This is a genomic window from Cytophagia bacterium CHB2, assembly GCA_030263535.1.
GTDB lineage: Bacteria > Zhuqueibacterota > Zhuqueibacteria > Zhuqueibacterales > Zhuqueibacteraceae > Coneutiohabitans.
Genome location: SZPB01000108.1, coordinates 1 through 17,689, shown reverse-complemented (window position 1 = coordinate 17,689; position 17,689 = coordinate 1). Strand labels below are relative to the sequence as shown.

The following is a 17,689-nucleotide window of genomic DNA, read 5'->3' as shown; positions in this document are numbered from 1 at the left end:
CGCCAATAAACGCGAATATCCGCTAATTTTAAAATTCGCGCTTATTGGCGTGCATTCGCGGTTTGAGATTTGGGCAAGTTATTTAATCGACAATCCTTAGGAATACGCATGCGCCGGCGCGCGCGGATCCGTAATCCGGTATTCCTCAATCTTGCGCGCCAAGCGCGGCCGTGAAATGCCCAAAATTTGCGACGCGCGGGTTTTGTTCCATTTGGTTAAGCGCAAAATCTCTTCGATCAATTTGCATTCACCATCCCGCAGCGAAAGGCCCTCGGGAGGTATCTCGATGACACGTCCCCAGAACGGCCCTTGAGATTCACGCGCCGGCGCTGGCGCACTTGCCTGAGGTTGCGGCTCTAAACCCAGAGCTTCATAGATTTCCCGGACGCCGATTTCCGCATTATCGCCGAGCAAGACGGCACGCTCCACGACGTGCTGCAGCTCGCGCACATTGCCGGGCCAATCATAACTCATCAAAGCTTCCTCCGCAGCCGGCAGGAATGATTTTGCCGTGGCGTTGTATTCCACGGCGTAATGATTCACAAAATGGCGCGCCAGCAGCAGAACATCTTTTCCACGTTCGCGCAGCGGCGGCAACATGATATTGATGACGTTGAGGCGATAATACAAGTCGCGGCGGAAGCGGCCTACTTCAATGCTTCTTTCCATGTCCGCGTGAGTGCCGGCCATGATGCGCGTTTTCACTTCGATGCTTTGGGTGCCACCGAGACGTCGGAAGCGCTTTTCCTCAATTGCTTTCAGCAGCTTCGCCTGCAACACCAGGCTCATGTCGCCAATTTCATCGAGAAACAGCGTGCCGCCTTCGGCCAGCTCGAACAGGCCTTTCTTGCTGAACTTCGCGTCGGTAAACGCGCCCTTTTCATAGCCGAACAATTCCGCTTCCAGCAAATTTTCCGGAATGGCGGTACAGTTGATCTCAACGAATGGCGCATTTTTGGCTGCTTCCGAACTGCCGTAATGAATCGCGCGCGCCACTACTTCCTTACCGGTGCCGGTCTCGCCGCGAATGAGTACGGTGACCCAGCGCCGGCCAATGATTTTTTGAATCAGCAGGATAACATGCTGCATCTGCGGGCTAGCGCCAATGATGCCGGATACCGAAAAGCGTTCATGCTGTTGCGCCTGAAACACGGCCCCCTTTTGATTTTGCTGCCAGTGCGCATAAATTCTTTTGACGATCTCGTGAAGTTTGAGGGTCTCTTTGGGCAGTTGCAGGAAGTCGCGCACGCCTAATTGCATGCAGCGCACCACGGTTTCAATCGTGGGCGCTTCTGCCACCATCACCACCTCGTGGCGCTCGCTGGCATTGAACAGGCTGCCAAGAAAACGTACCGGCTTGAAGCGCGGCAAATCAAAATCAGCCACAATCATGTCTGGCGCTTGCTTGGCGAGATACGTCTGCGCCTTCTCTTCTTCGTTGCAACAGCACAGCTCAATCGCTTCCCCCTCGGGCAGGCAGCGCCGCACGGTTTCATGCAAATCACGTTCCCCAATGACAAGAATCGTGAATGACTTGTCTGCAAATTCTTTCAATAGAACACCTCATTTCACTTGTTCTCAATCAGCCAATATCTGACAACGTGGCGCATCATCTCACCTGTACCCCGTTACCTCAATTTCCGGGAGTGCGCTCGCGCAAGATCATTCCGCCGAGCTTTGTGACGTTCGCACTTGAAAATGTCATGCAGACGAATCGTGTGAAGTACTCGGCAATTTGCCGGCGACTACACAAGATTCCTGCCGGATGACAAAATAAGAGACTCGTACAAATCAGCGCACCCGTACACAAGCGCATTGTTACATTGCTTTCGCAGGCCTGTCTCCTTGCGGGGCATTGCTGCAACCGCGAATTCATTGACGCAACAGCCGCCCACAAGGGGCGGCGACTAGATAATTTACAGAAACAATACACTAGTTTGCGATATACCACTCTTCAACGTTGATCAGATAGCCGCGCACGTCCATTTTGACATTCTGCAATTGCTTTTTAACGACGGCCACATTGTCTTGATTATATAAAAACACATAGGGGCAATCGGCAACCACCTGCTGTTGAAAAGCGCGCCACAACGGTTTTGCCCTGGCGCGATCCGTTTCCAAGCGCGCCGCGGTTAACAGAGAATCCACTTGAACATTGCGGTAGGCGCCGAGGTTATAGCCATTCTCAATCGCGCGCGAGTGCCAGACCGGCGAGGGATCAACCGCGTACCCCGTCTTCCACGACAGCAAAACCGCGTCAAAATCACGCCGCTGCAGAACGTCTTCGACCAGCTTGCCGAATTCCAGCAGTTCCGGCTTTGCACGGATTCCGACATTCGCCAAATCCGCCTGCATCATTACCAGCGCGTCGCTGCGCAGTTTGTTGTCGGCATTTGTCTTCATCGTAAACTCGAGCACGGCGCCCTCGCGCTCACGCCAACTCTCTTTTGTGCGCGCGCTCCAGCCGGCGTAATCGAGCAAAGCATTTGCTTTTTGCGGATTGAACACTTCCAACGGCAAGGATGCGTCATATGCCCAAAAATACGGCGGAATCGGCCCGGCAACCAACCGGCCCTGGCCGTTGAGCAGCACCTCAACCAGGTTCTGCCGGTTGATCGCATGGATTATGGCCTCACGCACACGGCGATCATGAAAAACCGGCCGTTTGAGATTGAATGCCAAAAAGCTGTAGCCGCGGTCCGGGTAGCGCAGCAGTTGCAAATCCGGATTATGCTCAATCTCGCGCAACTTGTTGGGCGGCACGTATGACAGGACATTGATTTCACCCGCGAGCAAACTCGAAAGCAAAACCGTTTCGTCTGGAACAACGCGAAACACGACGAAATCCAGCCTGGGCCGGCCGCCAAAATAATCCGGGTTCGCCTCGAACACGATGCGGTCATTGGCGCGCCACTCTTTGAGAAGGAACGGCCCGTTGCCAACTGGCTGGCGGTTAAAGGCCGACTGCCGCAATTGCTCCGGTGGCACGTTCTCCAAGACGTGCTTGGGCAAAATGGGAATCTGCAAATCCAACAAGGCATCCGGATAGCTTTTTTTGAAGGTGAAACGAATGGTATGCCGGTCGAGCACGGCCACCGTGTCGATTTCCGCGAAGCGATCGCGTCCGGTATATCCGACTTGAGGATGCACAGCCAGTTGATAGGTGAGCAGAACATCAGCGGCAGTCGTCGGTTTCCCATCCGACCAAAACACATCATCGCGCAGCGTGAAGGTGATTTCTTTGCCGCTGGCGCCAATGTCCCAGGATTTGGCGAGGCGTGGCCGCAGATTCAACTCTTCATCCAATTCACACAAAGTCAGGAAGAGCATCTCTTCGATCACGTGCAACGCATCAGAGTTGGCCGTGCACAATTCCAGCAGGGTGTCAAAATCGCTAGTCAGGCCAATCACAGCAGCCGCTCGCGGCGAATTCGAATTACTGCTGGAGTGGCTGCCGCAACTGCAAATAAAAAAAACCGTCAGCAGAAGCAAAAACTGTTTGCCCGTTCGTCGCATAGAAGAGATGTTACAAAGAATTAGCGCCGAAAACCGCACATAGATCAAGGTTGTGGCTTGTGCCTTTTCAACAAGATCCATTCTGCGGACCTTCAATTTTAAAAACACTTCGCGGGATTCGTGTGTCGCACGCCAGCCATTGCAGCAGACACAATAGGGAGGAAACGGTTTAACCAGGAATTTAAGCCGAGCCCTCTCCAGCCGAAGAACACGCATAGTTGTAGAACAAAAAAGCGCATGTGCGGAAAAAAATTTGCATTACTTAACTATTCCGCAGCCGGCGGCGTGGCGTATATATGCTGTCAAGTGGACTCAGCATTTTAGCAACATGCCTAACCATGCGACAATTCATTCTGCCACGTTATATTTTGCGCGAGCACTTCGGCCCCTTTTGCTTCAGCTTTGCCCTGATTACACTGGCTTTTCTTCTGGAAGTATTGTTTCGTAATCTCAACCGTCTGCTGAGCAAAGGGTTGGCCTGGACCGTGGTCCTGGAATTCCTAGGTTTGAATCTTGCCTGGATTATCGCGACGGCTGTTCCAATGGCAGTTTTGACTGCCACGCTGATGGCTTTTGGCCGTCTCGCGGCTGATAACGAATTCGCAGCCCTGCAAGCCAGTGGTGTCAGCCTGTGGCATCAGGTCCAACCCGTTTTAGTTGCCGCTGCTCTGCTCGCCGTCGCGTTGATTTGGTTCAATGACAATCTCCTTCCCGATTACAATCTCCGCGTGCGCACACTCGCCGAAGAAATTGTGCGTCACAAACCAACCGTTCAAATCGAACCCGGGGTTTGGTATAATGAAATTCCCAATTATGGCTTGTTGGCGCAAGCGCTCGTCGACAGCGCCGGTCAAACCACCATTCGCCAACTGCTCATTGATGATAACAGCCAGACCGAGGTGCGGCGCACCATATCCGCACACTCGGGTTTGATTCATTCGAACAACCCGCAGGGCGAACTGGCGCTGACGCTGTTTAATGGTGAAATTCAAGAAATCAATATCACAAAAGGGGAGGAATTTCGGCGAATCAGCTTCTCCAAACATTTCATGACACTTGGCGGAAAGACGAACGTCATGACTGCCGGCAACGCAGCGCGGCGCAACAACCGCGAGAAGAGCACCCAACAGATGCGGCAAGAGGTAAAAACAGCACGCACGGAAATGGCGCAGTTGCGCGAACACCTCGCACAACTGCCGGCGCAAGAAAGCCTGCGGGGTTTGCGTGATGCAAAACTTGCCGAAACACAACGTCTTGAGACCGCCATCCGGGCATTGTTGGTGGAAATTCACAAAAAGTATGCGATTCCGGCGGCGTGCCTGGTTTTTGTGGTGATCGGGGCGCCGTTGGGAACCCTGGTGCGCCGCGGTGGCATCGCCCCTGGCGCCGGCCTCAGTCTGGGATTTTTTCTCTTCTATTGGACGGCGTTAATCGGCGGCGAAGTGCTTGCCGATCACCGGATACTTTCGCCGGTTTTTGCCATGTGGTTTGCAAATATGACCACAGTTGTTCTGGGCGCATTCCTATTTCGCCAGGTTTCGAATGGCGCTCTCGGTTTGTCCTCGTTCAGGTTTATTGCCCTTATGCCGGCGATTTTTGCGCAACTGTTTTGGCAACGAAAACGTGGGAAGGCACGTCCGGGCGAGGAGACGGCGCGCGCAGATGTTGGCTTATCGCAACTCCAAGAAACTAAAATCGCAAAGATGCTTCGCCTTATCGCATTGGGCCGGGAGGTAAAAACAAACGGGAATCACGATGCCATCACATTTGATGTGGTGGAACCGGAATTCATGCATCAATGGCACGCAGCGCCTGAGGCGCGCCAGCTCGCCACACCAACTTCACGAAACGATGCCCAGGCCCTGCTCGAAACCTTGTTTGAGTTTGTTGCCCGGGCGCAACTTGATTTGGCGCTGCTCAGCGATCGTAATGGCCTGGTATTGGCGAGCAGCGCGAAACCCTCGCTGCAATTGTTTGAGGTTGATAAACTCGCGACGCTCGCAGCCGCGCAAATGACTATGGCCCACAGCCTCGGAGCCGCGCTGCAGGAAGACGGTGAATTCACATGCATTTTCCAAGAAGGCACGCGCTTTCAACTCTTCATTTATCTAATGGAGCAGGACTTCATTCTAACCGCTTTGGCGAAGAAAACCACTGCACTCGGGTTGGTACAAATTCATGCCAATGAAGCTGTGACCCGGCTGCGAACAACGCTGCAGGATGGGAGGAAAAAAGGTTTGCCGGATTCGGGGAGAGACATGAGGTTTGCCATTTAAATAGCGTACTCATCTTTGAAACCGCGAATGACCGCCAACCTTCGCTAATTTTAAATCGTTTTCGATCGAGTGAATACGTCGTTTAGAAGAATCTTGTGAGGATCCGATTGTGCAGGAAACTTTACATGATTCTTCCAAAATGACAACATCGCCCCTTAAGTTTGCCTCGGATTTGGCCAAACATGCAATTGAATGGTATTTTTTCATGCACTCGCTGACACCCAGTTTGGCCAGGCTGGCCTGCGCCAGATCGACGCCCGCTTGCGCCTCATGGAGACGCCGATTCTGTCACTCCTCGCCCATCAAGGCCAATTGCAGATCGTTATTCGCTTACAGAATCAATTATGCGGAACGTGGAAAAGCTGTCTCCCCGTCTTGAGCAACGCAAGCAGGCTGTTCGCGCGACTGCATTGAGAGTCTGAAAAAAGTAAGGGCCGTGCAGCACAAAGTTCGAAGACTTCAAATGCGTATCGCGAAGGCAGTACAGTTTGCTGGAGTTATCTCCCAGGAAAATGAGATGGGCTGCGGTTCGAGAGTTACTACCGGGCTGCTCCCACCAGGTCAGCCTATTGAAATGTTTGAGCCGTATGACGAGAAACCACTCTGTACGATTCTGAGGAGAGATCGGAGCGCAAGCCTCGTGGCCGACCCGATTCATTTCTGAATATCTTCGAACAAGATCCCAACATATAATTCCGCTTGTAACGGATGTCGTTGCACACTATCTTCCGCCATGATCAAGAGATTTAAGCAGTCTTGGTTGGAATATTTTGGGAATACGGTTGGTGCAGTACCATTGAAGAGGATAATCACAATGTTACCCCAATATCGACAACCGACGCACCCCGGCGAGATAATCCGCTATGAGTTTCTTGAACCATTGAACCTTACCCAACAACAACTTGCGGATGCGATTGGCGTTACTCGTGTGCGCATCAATGAAATCATTTTGGGCAAGAGATCGGTTACCCCGGATACTGCATTTCGTTTGGCAAGATTTTTCAATACAACCGCGGATTTTTGTATGGGGCTCCAGATCAACTATGATATGTGGAAAACCCTGCAATCAAATAAGGCCGAATATGCGAAAATAAAATCGTTCAAAAAGAAAGTGGCTTGATTTTGCAAGGTGAAATATGCGGTTCTGTTTTCTAAGCAGCTCTGGGCAGACTCCAGCCAGCTTACTGCGGATATTGACTGGCGGCTCAGCCGGCACGCTTCGCATGCGACTGAACCGCCATAGGAGACCAAAACTTCAACAAAGAATCACGCCAACTCGAAGCGATCCAGGTTCATCACCTTGTCCCACACCGCGACAAAGTCATGAACGAACTTTTCCTGCGCGTCCGCGCTGGCATAGACTTCTGCCAGGGCGCGCAGCTCGGAGTTGGAACCAAAGACGAGATCGACGCGCGTGGCGGTCCATTTGGGCGCGCCGGTTTTGCGATCGCGGCCTTCGAACACTTCCTGATCTGCACCGACGGCCCTCCACTCGGTGCCCATGTCGAGCAGGTTGACGAAAAAGTCGTTGGTGAGCGTGCCCGGCCGCTGCGTGAACACGCCGTGGCGGCTGCCGCCGAAGTTGGCGTCGAGCATTCGCATGCCGCCGATGAGCACCGTCATCTCCGGCGCCGTTAACGTCAGCAATTGCGCTTTGTCGATCAACAGCGCCTCGGCGGGCACACTGGACTTCGCCTTCTGATAGTTGCGAAAACCATCGGCGAAAGGTTCGAGCACAGCGAAGGATTCGATATCAGTCTGCTCCTGCGAAGCATCCATCCGGCCCGGCGTGAACGGCACCGTCACCTGGTAGCCCGCATTCTTCGCCGCCTGCTCCACCGCCGCGCAGCCAGCCAATACGATTAAATCAGCTAGCGAAATCTTCTTGCCGGACTTCTGGCCGCGGTTGAACTCGCTCTGGATGCCTGCCAGCGTGTTCAGCACTTTCGCAAGCTGCGCGGGCTGATTGACTTCCCAATCCTTCTGCGGTGCTAGGCGAATCCGTCCGCCGTTAGCGCCGCCTCGCTTGTCCGACCCACGGAAGGTGGAAGCCGACGACCACGCGGTGTAAGCGAGTTCCGCGATCGACAAGCCGGAGGCCAGCACTTTGGCCTTGAGCGCCGTAACGTCCCTGGCGGTGACGAGCTTGTGATCAACCGCCGGGATCGGGTCTTGCCAGATCAGTTCTTCCGCAGGCACCTCGGGGCCAAGATAACGGGCGCGCGGGCCCAAGTCGCGATGGGTAAGCTTGAACCAGGCGCGGGCGAAAGCATCCGTGAACTCATCCGGGTGCTCATAAAAGCGCCGTGAAATCTTTTCGTAGATCGGATCGAAGCGCAGCGAGAGATCGGTGGTCAGCATAGTGGGCGGATGCTTCTTATTCGGATCATACGCGTCAGGAATCACCGCAGGCGCGCCCTTGGCAACCCACTGCCACGCACCAGCTGGGCTTTTGGTCAGTTCCCACTCGTAGGCGAACAGGTTTTCGAAAAAGTTGTTGCTCCATTTCGTCGGCGTCTTTGTCCAGGTGACTTCCGGCCCGCCGGTGATGGTGTCCGCGCCTTTACCGGTGCCATGTCTGCTCAGCCAACCCAGCCCCTGCGCTTCGATGGGCGCGGCCTCCGGCTCGGGACCGACAAGGCTCGCGGGGCCGGCGCCGTGCGCTTTGCCGAAGGAATGGCCGCCGGCAATCAGCGCCACGGTCTCTTCATCGTTCATTGCCATGCGCCGGAAAGTCTCGCGGATATCGCGCGCGGCCGCAAGGGGATCGGGATTGCCATTCGGGCCTTCGGGATTCACGTAGATCAGACCCATCTGCACGGCAGCCAGAGGATTCTCCAACTCGCGGTCGCCGGAGTAGCGTTTGTCTTCGAGCCACTTGCCTTCTGCGCCCCAATAGACGGATTCATCCGGTTCCCAGGCGTCTGCCCGGCCGCCGGCAAAGCCGAAGGTCTTGAAGCCCATGGACTCGAGCGCGACATTGCCGGCGAGGATCATCAGATCAGCCCAAGAAATCTTGCGGCCGTATTTTTGCTTGATTGGCCACAGCAGCCGGCGCGCCTTGTCGAGGTTGGCATTATCAGGCCAACTATTGAGCGGCGCGAAGCGTTGCTGACCGGAACCGGCGCCGCCGCGGCCGTCACCGATGCGATAGGTTCCTGCGCTGTGCCAGGCCATGCGGATGAACAGCCCGCCGTAATGGCCGAAATCCGCCGGCCACCAGTCCTGTGAGTCGGTCATCAACGCCGCCAAATCCTTCTTCACTGCCGCCAAATCGAGGCTCTGGAACTCCTTCGCGTAGTCGAAATCCTCGCCCATGGGATCGGAGAGCGAAGAATTCTGGCGCAGGATTTTAAGATTGAGTTGGTTGGGCCACCACTCGCGAATGGTCTTGACTTCGCCGGCCGCGGCCGTGTGGTTGAAGGGGCATTTTGATTCTGTTGACATAGATTTACCTCGCGTGAATGATGAGCATTTACCTACTTATCGCGACGGCTGCTCGCGTTAATCAGAAATTTAAGTTACGCACACTAGCGTGATATTTCCAAGACACTATTTGGATAAATGTGATAGGTTATGACTATGAGCCTCGGCCCGCTTCCCTTCACGTTGCGGCAGATTCAATACGCTGTTGCTGTCGCCGACTCGCTCAGCTTTCGCAAAGCAGCAGAAAGCTGCCACGTCTCGCAGCCGTCTCTGAGCGCGCAGCTCGCGCAGATGGAAGAGGCGCTCGGTGTGCGGCTCTTCGAACGCGACCGGCGGCGGGTGCTCGTCACGGTTGCCGGCCGCAAGATCATCGAGCGTGCTCGCCTCATTCTGCGCGAGACCGTCGACTTGTTGGAATCCGCACATCGCTCCGCCGATCCGCTCTCCGGCACGCTGCGCATCGGCGTGATTTCGACCCTCTCGCCGTACCTGCTGCCGCGCTTGACTGCCGCGTTGCGCGAAACCTACCCGCGCCTCACGGTTCTCTGGGCTGAAGACAAAACCGACTCCTTGATGCAGAGTCTGAAAGCCGGCACGCTCGACGCTACTCTCCTCGCGCTCGAAACCCACATTGGCAATGTTGAGCACGAGATCATCGGATCAGACCCGTTTGTGCTCGCCACGCCGGTGGGGCATCCGCTGGGGGCAAAGTCTTCGCCTGCAAAGGCGACGGAGTTGAAGGGCGCCAACGTGCTCCTGCTCGATGATGGCCACTGCTTTCGGGAGCAGGCGCTTGCCTTCTGCTCGAATGCAAAAGCTCACGAGCTTGAATTTCGAGCAACCAGCCTCTCGACGCTGGCGCAGATGGTCGCCGGCGGCGCGGGCGTAACGTTGCTGCCCGAGATCGCCGTGGCGACCGAGGCGAAGCGCGCTGAGCTTGCGATTCGTCGCTTTGCGCGGCCAGCACCCAAGCGCACGATTGCGCTCGTGTGGCGCAGCCGCTCGCCGCTTGGCCCGGCGCTTCGGCAGATTGCGGCCACGGCCCGGACCGCCTATAGCCACGCCCCGGCTGCGGGCGTTCGCCGCCGAAGCTCAAGAAAGCCGCAGAGGGCAGGCAAAACCCCTGGCAAAAAATCGCCGCAATGAGAATTCACAAAGAGATTTGTGAAGCCGCCTCGAACGGACTTCAACTGATGCACAATAAATTAAGGTAACCCGAATCTGCAAAAAGAACAAACAAAGAATGAAAAGAAGTGATTAAATTCATGCTTGACGAAGACGAGAATGCCGGCCCTTACGAACCTACAGAATCTCCGTCTGCGAAACTTGCAGAAGCGACCTACGAAGCAATCAAAGCGGTTAAAAGGCTTCCGGCGAAATTAAACGGGAATCCATACCGCGTGTGGGTGGCTCTCCCAGTTCACTTCAGATTGAAATAGCGTAAAGTTGGTTGAAATGCGGTGTAAGAAAGGTGTAGTTGATGCAAGACTTGTCTATGCGAGTCAGGACGGGCTTCTCTCCCACCCCGGGACTCATCACCGAACGTGCAAGTCTGCATGCGGCGGTTCACGGCGGCTAATGATATGATACTGGAGTTCTTCGGTTGTGATCATTCCTTCATGAGACTCTCTCAGATTAACCACAATCATTTCTGTTTATTCGAAGCGAGATACGACTGTACAAATGCTTTCAGCTCCGGCCGCGTCAAACCGATTTTGACAGCTTCTTCCATCGCCTTTTCTTCTGCCCAACCTTCTGCGACAACCCGATAGATCATCCAAAATGCAGCAACGCGATTGGCGCTGCCGCAATAAATTAGCATGGGATAGTTCTTTTTGTCCTGTACGGTTTTGATGAACTCCTCAACGTGCTTGGGATCTGGCGCAGCCGTGACTACCGGAATTTGAATGTAACGCATGCCGGCAGCTTCAGTTAATTCGCGATCTTTTTTGAGATCGACGTTTTCCTTATCGGTGCGCAACGTCAGCACAGAGCGATAACCATTGCTTGCGAGCTTGGCAAACGCGGCTGACTTGGGCTGGCCGCCGGTTGCGATATTCTCATTCAAACAAAGCACGCGCGGAACCTCTGACTTGAGCGCCGCTTCAATCTGCACCAGCCTGTTTGCGTTGTTGGAATCTTTCTCTTGCGCGCTCGCTTTAATCACAAACAGAGTGATCAACAGCGGGAAGACGAGTTTTTTCATCGCCGATTCATCCTTTTTGACTTTCACAGTATAAAATGGCCTGGCCGATCATCAAAAGAATTTTCTGGCATTGTAATCCGGCCACGCCTGGAATAAAGACCCAAGAACGGCGAAAATGTTGTATTCGGGAATCGCCCAAGGAAATGTCTGTGGAAGGCGAAAGCGGGCAAAAGAGAGCTCACGTGTGGGTATCACTCGTTGAAACCATCTTTTTTGTTCGATTCGAGGTTTGATGTTGTGTCGAATTACAAGGGAGAACGGCTGGAACAGCGGCATTGCGATCAGACACACGCGCAAGAGATGCTTGAAAAGGTCGAACGATTTTTCGTGAATGGACTTTGGCAAACAGAGTTCTGTCGACAAGTAAGCCTCGGCTATTATCCGTGCCGGTATTGGCTCAACACGCATCATCTGAAAAAGCGCTGCCAACTCCTGCGGCCAGAACTCCGGCGATTTCATCCCCCGCGGGTCGCACCAAACCACGCCTTCAATGAACCCGACATCGTTTCGGATACGGGTTCACCGAAAGGATACGATATTTTGCGTCGTTTTTAAAAGATCACGATGGTGCTGATGAAAAACTTCTAGATATCATGGTCGGCCGTCTTCTCCCACTTCACAATCTTCAAATCCAGCACAAAGATCGCGTACAGCACCGGCACGAGCAGTAGCGTAATGAACGTGGCGACGGTGAGACCGCCGATTTGCGCGTAGCAGAGCGGTTCCCACAGCGGGCCGCCGTGCGCAGCTAATGGGAATAGAGCGAACACGGTGGCGCCGACGGTGATCATCACTGGCCGCAAGCGCATGATGCCGGCGTCGAGCAGAGACTCGATCAGTGACTCGCCGCGTTCGTGCGCCTCTTCGATGAAATCAAACAGCACGATAACGTGGCTGACGATGACGCCGACGAGGCTCGCGACGCCGAGAAAGCCCATGAAGCCGAACGGCATATCCATAATCCACAGCGCCGCCAATGCGCCGACGATGCCGTAGGGAATGGCGGCGAAGACGAGCAGCGGCTTCACCGCATTCTTGAATTGCACGACCAGCGCCATGAAAATCATCGCGATGGAGATACCCATCACTATTCCCAGTTCACCGAATCCTTTGACTTGCTCTTCATACTCTCCGCCGATTTCCATCTGGTAGCCGGGCGGCAGCGCTCTTTCAAATTCCTGCACCTGCGGCATGGCAGCATTCAACACTTCCGAGGCCAGCACGCCCGCCGCGGGAAAGCATGAGATCGTGATGGTACGGAATTGATTGCGCCGCTGAATTTTTTCCGTTTGCATGCTATAACTCATCGAAGAGATTTGCCGCAGCGGCACTTTCTTTCCGGTTTGTGTCGAATAGACATAAAAGTTCTGCAAATCCGCAAGCTGGTTGCGTTCCTCCATGCGCATGCGCGCGATCACCGGAATTTGCTTGTCACCTTCCCGCAAAACCGCTACCGAATAACCGTTCATGCCCATCGCCGAGGAGACCGCGACGTCCAAGTTCGTCACGCCGGCGAGATTAGCGCGATCAGGATCGACTTCCAAATTCACGACAAAGCTTTGCGCGCCCCAGTTGTCTTGCACGCGATCGGCCAGCGGGAGGGCGCGAAAAATGTTTTTCAGTCTTTCTGCCTCGGTACGCAGCGTGTGCAGATCATCGCCGGAAAGGCGAATCGCAACCGGAATGCCGATGGCGCTGGTCTCGAGCTGCCGCATGTCGATTCGCGCGCCGGGTATTTCGGCGGAAAACGCGGCCTGCAACGGCTCAATGAGATGATGCGTCAGGTGCTTGTCTTTGAGTTGCACGATGATTTGCGCATAGTTTGTTTGTTGCGGTTCGGGCGCGACCGAAAACCAAAATCTCGGTCCGCCGCCGCCGACAAAAGTCGTGAGTGATTCCAGAATGTCGAGAGGCCTATCATCTTCCGCGTGTGCTTTGCCATATTCATCAATCACGCGCCGCGTGATCGCTTCCACGCGTTCGGCCGTTTCCCGCGTTGCCGAGAGCGGCGCGTCTTCCGGCAACCACACATCGATATAAGAAAGATAAGAAAGATCTTTGGGCGTGAATTGCGTCTTCAGTTGCGAACCGAAAAATCCACCCAGCGCCAGAAATGCCAGCGAGCCGCCAAGAACTTTCCAGCGATGCGCGATGGCCCAATGCCCGACTTTGTAATACCATCCGGCAAATCCTCGGTTACGGCGTTCTGCTATCGCCAGATCTTTCTTCTTGCTCGGCCGCAGCAGATAATAACCGAGCAACGGAATAAACGTCATCGACACCAATCGCGAAGCCACGAGCGAGCACGTCAACACAATCGGCAGGCTGTAGAGAAACCGGCCCATGTCGCCGGTAAGCATGAGAAACGGCAGGTAGGCCACAATGTTCGTGATGGTGGCGTACAGAATTGCCGTCGCGAGTTTCGTCGGCCCGAGCCACGCGGCAATGATGGGCTTGTGGCCGATGGCGAGATCGCGTTTGATCGCGTCGCCGGCCAAGACCGGATCATCGACGAGCAGGCCGAGCGCGATGATCAGTGAAGCGATGGAGACTTGCTGCAAATCGACGCCGAGCACGTACATCATGCCGAACGTCATCGCCAGTGTCAGCGGAATGGAAAGCGCCATCAGCACGGCGGAGCGCCATTCCCAAAAGCCAACGAGCGCGATGAGCACGACGAGCGCGATGGCTTCGTACAAGCTGCTCATGAACAGATCGATGTTTTCGGCGACTTGCAGCGGCTGATCGGAAGTGCGCGCGAAGATCAAATCTTCCGGCAACCGATGCTTGACATTCGCCAGCGCTTCGTCAATGGCTTCGTCGAATTCGCCGATCTGCTCGCCGGGCCGCATTTGAATGGCGAGCGTGATGGCGCGCGAGCGCTGCCAGTTGCCCTGCGCATCGCGCCATGTGTAAAAATTCATAAAGCGCGGCGGGCTGTCATAGCTGCGATTGATCTCCACCATATCGCCCAAGTAAACCGGCGAGCCGTTTGGCGAAGCGGCGACGATGACGCCGCCGATTTCTTTTTCGCTTTTAAATTCGCCGGTGGGCGCGATGGCGAGATTTTTTCCTTCGTATTCCACCACGCCGCCGGGCAGCGTGGTGTTGCGCGCGCTGAGAATATCGCGCAGGTTGTTTGCTTGCGCGCCATACGCCGCCAAACGTTCCTACGAATACGCAAGGTACACAGCCTCATTCAACACACCGGCGCGATCCACTTTGGACGCTTGCGGAACGGTTTGTATCGTACGCTTGATCAGCTCGGTGAATTCATTCAGCTCGCGATAGGTATATTTATCGTCGGCAGGTCCGGCAAATTTCTTTTCAGTCTCTTCGAGGTTGCGAATGACGATCGGCGGCCAGCCGTCCGGATGCAGCTCCGCAGTGCGCAGATGATCTTTGATGTAATGCTGAATGTAGGCGTGCATCTTCGCGTCGTCATAATCCGAGATGCCATCGACGCCGAGGAAACCCGAGCCTTCGATGAGACGCGGATCGCGAAGGACGCCTTCGTTTTGTGCTAATCGAGCGAAGGCTTCGAAGCGGCGTTTGGCCAAATCTTGCTCGACCGAGGGCGGGAACCAATAGATGATCGCCATGCGCTCGTTGGCACCATTGGTGTAAAGCGGGGCGCGGGCTTGTTCGAGCGCGCGTTCTACCGCTTTGGCACGCAACGAAATTTCCACTTCGCCGATCTTCGGGCTGGCGACGGTGAGCATGAGCGCCGCCGTACTGCCGAAATCTTTGATGAAGTTGATCGGCTGCACGCCGTCCGGCAACGAGGCTTGGAGATCGTCGAGCTTGAGCTTGATGTCGTCGAATTGCTTGCCGGTCTCTTCGATATTGTCTTGCAACGTGACGTAGACGAATGAAACGCCGACGCGCGTGGTCGATTCGATTCTTTTAACGGTGATATTCTCAGCCATTTTCTCTTCGATCTTGCGCGTGACGAGTTGCTCGACTTTCTCGGTCGCCACGCCGGGCCACGGGCAGATTGCCACGGCGACACGCACCGGGATGTCCGGGTCTTTGCGTTGCGGCATGTTCAAATATCCGAACACGCCCACACGAACGTCGCGATCAGCACTATCCACGAAATGTGGCGGTTCTCGGTGAAGAAGCGCGCGGTGTTGTGGGTGTTTGGGATGAACCAGTTGTCAGATTTGTGAGCCATTTTGTTTTCTCTCATTCTCGAATTTATTTTTTTTCGGAATTTCGACCCTTGACATTGAGTATCAAAATTGGTACACTGCATTCAAATGAAGGATCACCTACGATTACAGGTCGTTTTTTATCGAACCGATTCCGGAAGGGAACCTGTTCGAGAATGGCTGCGAAGCCTGCCACGAGCTGAAAAGAAGGTCATTGGCGAAGACATCAAGACTGTGTGCAGTTTGGCTGGCCATTGGGAATGCCTCTGGTTCGAAAAATCGAGACCGGGTTATGGGAAGTTCGATCCGATTTGGACAATCGGATTGCTCGTGTGCTCTTTACGGTTCATCAGAACGTTATGGTGCTCTTGCACGGCTTTATCAAGAAATCTCAAAAAATGCCGCCGACTGATCTGAGCCTTGCAAGAAAGCGATTGTCAACTCTCAGGAGAAATCAATGAGCAAAAAAAACCTCGGCAGCAATTTTGACAAGTTTCTTGAAGAAGAAGGCTTGCTCGCAGAAGCGGAAGCCGTAGCCGTAAAACGAGTCATTGCTTTTCAGCTCGCCCAAATCATGAAAAGTCACAACATTTCCAAAGCCACGCTGGCGAAGCGTATGCAAACCAGCCGCGCAGCGCTCGATCGTTTGCTCGATCCTCAAAATGGCTCTGTCACTTTGCATACTTTAGAACGTGCTGCCGCAGTATTGGGAAAACGGCTAAAAATTCAGCTTATTTGATTTTCTTCAAGAAAAACTAAATAAAAGTGCGCTAAGGGATAATCCTCACTTCCTGCGAATCTACCACCAGCGTCGCGCCGCGCACGATCACCTTTTCCCCGCCTTGCAATCCTGCATTCACTGAAATCGAGTTTCCGACCACGTCTCCCAAATTTATTTTTCTCTCGCGCGCGGTGGATTTGCCATTTGATTCTTCCACGACAAAAACCGTGTAGCCTTTCGGATCATGGCGCGGGCGCACGATCGCATTCAGCGGCAATAACAGGGCCGACGGAGACGATGCTTGCGCTGCAATTTTCAACGCCGCGATCATGCCGGCTTTAAGGCGATTGTCCGGATTCGGAATCGTGCACTCCATCTCGAAGACACGGCTGTTCGGATCAGCCGAAGGCGCGATGCGCGTAATGCGGCCGCGAAAATCCACGCCGGAAATGGCCTCGGTCGTGACGATTTGATAATCGCCCATTTTCATTTGGCCGACGATCATGTCCGGCACGCCGAAGACGGCTTTGACGGCGCGCGTGTCAGCGAGTACGAATCCGGGCATGCCGAGGGCAGCCAACGTTCCCACTTCGACGTTTCTGCGCAACACGAAACCGTCCATCAGCGCTTGCAACGCGCAATCTCGCAGCGCTTGCGCCGCTTGATCGTAGCGCGCTTGCGCCGCGGTGTAGCCGGCATAAGCCGCGTCATAATCCGCTTTGGAAACGGATTGATTTTCGAACAGCTTGGCAGCGCGATCGAAATCCGACTTGGCTTTGGTGAGACCTGCTTGCGCCTCTGCAACTCGGTCGCGATATTCATTGGCCCGTACACGGGCCATTACCGTTCCTTTTTTGATGAAATCGCCTTCCTGCACGTTGCGCCGCCGGCCATCAACTCCGGTCACTTGAAAGATCTCTTCGACATAGCCGCTGGCTTTGAACGCGAGATCAACCTGCACATCCGGCTTGATGTTGGCGGAGTAACGCAGGCCATTCTCACCTGCCGTGTTCGCAACCGTCCACACCGTCACGGGTGTCGGCTGCGCGATGCGCTCTTCATGCTTGTTGCAAGCAGCAAACACAATGGCCGCAACACAAAATAGATTGAGAATTCTTTTCATGTTATTTTCTCCAAATTATGATGAAGTGCATTCGCCGGATTCGAGTCAAACCAACTTACATGATCAATATAACAAACGGCTGGGTGTAGCCTCATGCATCAAAAGGTGTAATTCGCGGTGTAATCTGAGCAAGCATGGACGGCTTGATTTTGAGCATGTTATTTCGTATCACTGCTGTCCGGTTAAGCTCAAAAATTGGTTTTGGACGAACGAAGAATAACGAGTTAGCTTCAGAAAAAGCTAAAAATAAAAATTTCTCAAAAACAA

The 17,689-nt window shown here is 54.2% G+C and carries 11 protein-coding genes and 2 pseudogenes; 6 read left to right on the top strand and 7 right to left on the bottom strand.

The features are described 5' to 3' along the window. Window positions 1-96: 96 nt before the first annotated feature. Together FBQ85_12410 and FBQ85_12405 are read right to left on the bottom strand one after the other, a co-directional pair. Entirely contained in the window at window positions 97-1,554 is a 1,458-nt protein-coding gene (locus tag FBQ85_12410) for a sigma-54-dependent Fis family transcriptional regulator (protein MDL1875956.1), read from the bottom strand. Between the two features lie 378 nt (window positions 1,555-1,932). Next, window positions 1,933-3,732, bottom strand: a complete 1,800-nt coding sequence (locus tag FBQ85_12405; GenBank protein ID MDL1875955.1) for a hypothetical protein — start codon at window positions 3,730-3,732, stop codon at window positions 1,933-1,935. Between the two features lie 80 nt (window positions 3,733-3,812). Between FBQ85_12405 and FBQ85_12400 the strand changes: the two genes are divergently transcribed. Then, on the top strand, window positions 3,813-5,792 hold the full coding sequence (locus FBQ85_12400; protein MDL1875954.1) for an LptF/LptG family permease: 1,980 nt from the start codon (window positions 3,813-3,815) through the stop codon (window positions 5,790-5,792). Window positions 5,793-6,606: 814 nt separating this feature from the next. Further along, on the top strand, window positions 6,607-6,912 hold the full coding sequence (locus tag FBQ85_12395) for a HigA family addiction module antidote protein (GenBank protein MDL1875953.1): 306 nt from the start codon (window positions 6,607-6,609) through the stop codon (window positions 6,910-6,912). Between the two features lie 146 nt (window positions 6,913-7,058). Here the strand turns inward: FBQ85_12395 and katG are convergent, their stop codons facing one another. After that, the gene (gene katG / locus FBQ85_12390; GenBank protein ID MDL1875952.1) at window positions 7,059-9,239 is read right to left on the bottom strand and encodes a catalase/peroxidase HPI; all 2,181 of its coding nucleotides are present in this window, start codon (window positions 9,237-9,239) and stop codon (window positions 7,059-7,061) included. Between the two features lie 135 nt (window positions 9,240-9,374). On the opposite strand from katG, the gene FBQ85_12385 reads away from it, so the two are divergent. Together FBQ85_12385 and FBQ85_12380 are read left to right on the top strand one after the other, a co-directional pair. Continuing rightward, window positions 9,375-10,364 (top strand): LysR family transcriptional regulator, encoded by a 990-nt coding sequence (locus FBQ85_12385; GenBank protein ID MDL1875951.1) that lies wholly within the window; start codon window positions 9,375-9,377, stop codon window positions 10,362-10,364. A gap of 119 nt (window positions 10,365-10,483) precedes the next feature. Beyond that, window positions 10,484-10,657: a hypothetical protein gene (locus tag FBQ85_12380; protein MDL1875950.1), complete on the top strand. Its 174-nt coding sequence runs from the start codon at window positions 10,484-10,486 to the stop codon at window positions 10,655-10,657. A gap of 206 nt (window positions 10,658-10,863) precedes the next feature. On the opposite strand, the gene FBQ85_12375 is transcribed toward FBQ85_12380, so the two are convergent. The 3 genes and pseudogenes from FBQ85_12375 to FBQ85_12365 all read right to left on the bottom strand — a co-directional run bounded on the left by FBQ85_12375 (window position 10,864) and on the right by FBQ85_12365 (window position 15,601). Further along, window positions 10,864-11,424: a hypothetical protein gene (locus FBQ85_12375; GenBank protein MDL1875949.1), complete on the bottom strand. Its 561-nt coding sequence runs from the start codon at window positions 11,422-11,424 to the stop codon at window positions 10,864-10,866. A gap of 51 nt (window positions 11,425-11,475) precedes the next feature. Beyond that, window positions 11,476-11,883 carry a hypothetical protein gene (locus tag FBQ85_12370; protein MDL1875948.1) on the bottom strand — a complete coding sequence of 136 codons (408 nt, stop codon included), beginning with the start codon at window positions 11,881-11,883 and terminating at the stop codon, window positions 11,476-11,478. Window positions 11,884-12,008: 125 nt separating this feature from the next. Further along, a pseudogene (locus tag FBQ85_12365) lies at window positions 12,009-15,601 on the bottom strand (efflux RND transporter permease subunit). Between the two features lie 85 nt (window positions 15,602-15,686). Here FBQ85_12365 and FBQ85_12360 point away from each other — a divergent pair. Both FBQ85_12360 and FBQ85_12355 read left to right on the top strand, forming a co-directional pair. Next, a pseudogene (locus FBQ85_12360) lies at window positions 15,687-16,039 on the top strand (type II toxin-antitoxin system RelE/ParE family toxin). After that, window positions 16,036-16,317 carry a Fis family transcriptional regulator gene (locus FBQ85_12355; GenBank protein ID MDL1875947.1) on the top strand — a complete coding sequence of 94 codons (282 nt, stop codon included), beginning with the start codon at window positions 16,036-16,038 and terminating at the stop codon, window positions 16,315-16,317. Before FBQ85_12360 ends, FBQ85_12355 begins: the two are co-directional and overlap by 4 nt. A 31-nt stretch (window positions 16,318-16,348) precedes the next feature. Here the strand turns inward: FBQ85_12355 and FBQ85_12350 are convergent, their stop codons facing one another. Next, window positions 16,349-17,422: an efflux RND transporter periplasmic adaptor subunit gene (locus FBQ85_12350; protein ID MDL1875946.1), complete on the bottom strand. Its 1,074-nt coding sequence runs from the start codon at window positions 17,420-17,422 to the stop codon at window positions 16,349-16,351. Window positions 17,423-17,689 lie beyond the last annotated feature (267 nt).

Bases quoted from the DNA above. Each gene is read 5' to 3' on its own strand.
- FBQ85_12370 (MDL1875948.1), bottom strand. From the start codon at position 11,883: ATGAAATCGCCGGAGTTCTGGCCGCAGGAGTTGGCAGCGCTTTTTCAG.
- FBQ85_12400 (MDL1875954.1), top strand. From the start codon at position 3,813: ATGCTGTCAAGTGGACTCAGCATTTTAGCAACATGCCTAACCATGCGA.
- FBQ85_12395 (MDL1875953.1), top strand. From the start codon at position 6,607: ATGTTACCCCAATATCGACAACCGACGCACCCCGGCGAGATAATCCGC.
- FBQ85_12385 (MDL1875951.1), top strand. From the start codon at position 9,375: ATGAGCCTCGGCCCGCTTCCCTTCACGTTGCGGCAGATTCAATACGCT.
- FBQ85_12375 (MDL1875949.1), bottom strand. From the start codon at position 11,424: ATGAAAAAACTCGTCTTCCCGCTGTTGATCACTCTGTTTGTGATTAAA.
- katG (MDL1875952.1), bottom strand. From the start codon at position 9,239: ATGTCAACAGAATCAAAATGCCCCTTCAACCACACGGCCGCGGCCGGC.
- FBQ85_12405 (MDL1875955.1), bottom strand. From the start codon at position 3,732: ATGCGTGTTCTTCGGCTGGAGAGGGCTCGGCTTAAATTCCTGGTTAAA.
- FBQ85_12380 (MDL1875950.1), top strand. From the start codon at position 10,484: ATGCTTGACGAAGACGAGAATGCCGGCCCTTACGAACCTACAGAATCT.
- FBQ85_12350 (MDL1875946.1), bottom strand. From the start codon at position 17,422: ATGAAAAGAATTCTCAATCTATTTTGTGTTGCGGCCATTGTGTTTGCT.
- FBQ85_12355 (MDL1875947.1), top strand. From the start codon at position 16,036: ATGAGCAAAAAAAACCTCGGCAGCAATTTTGACAAGTTTCTTGAAGAA.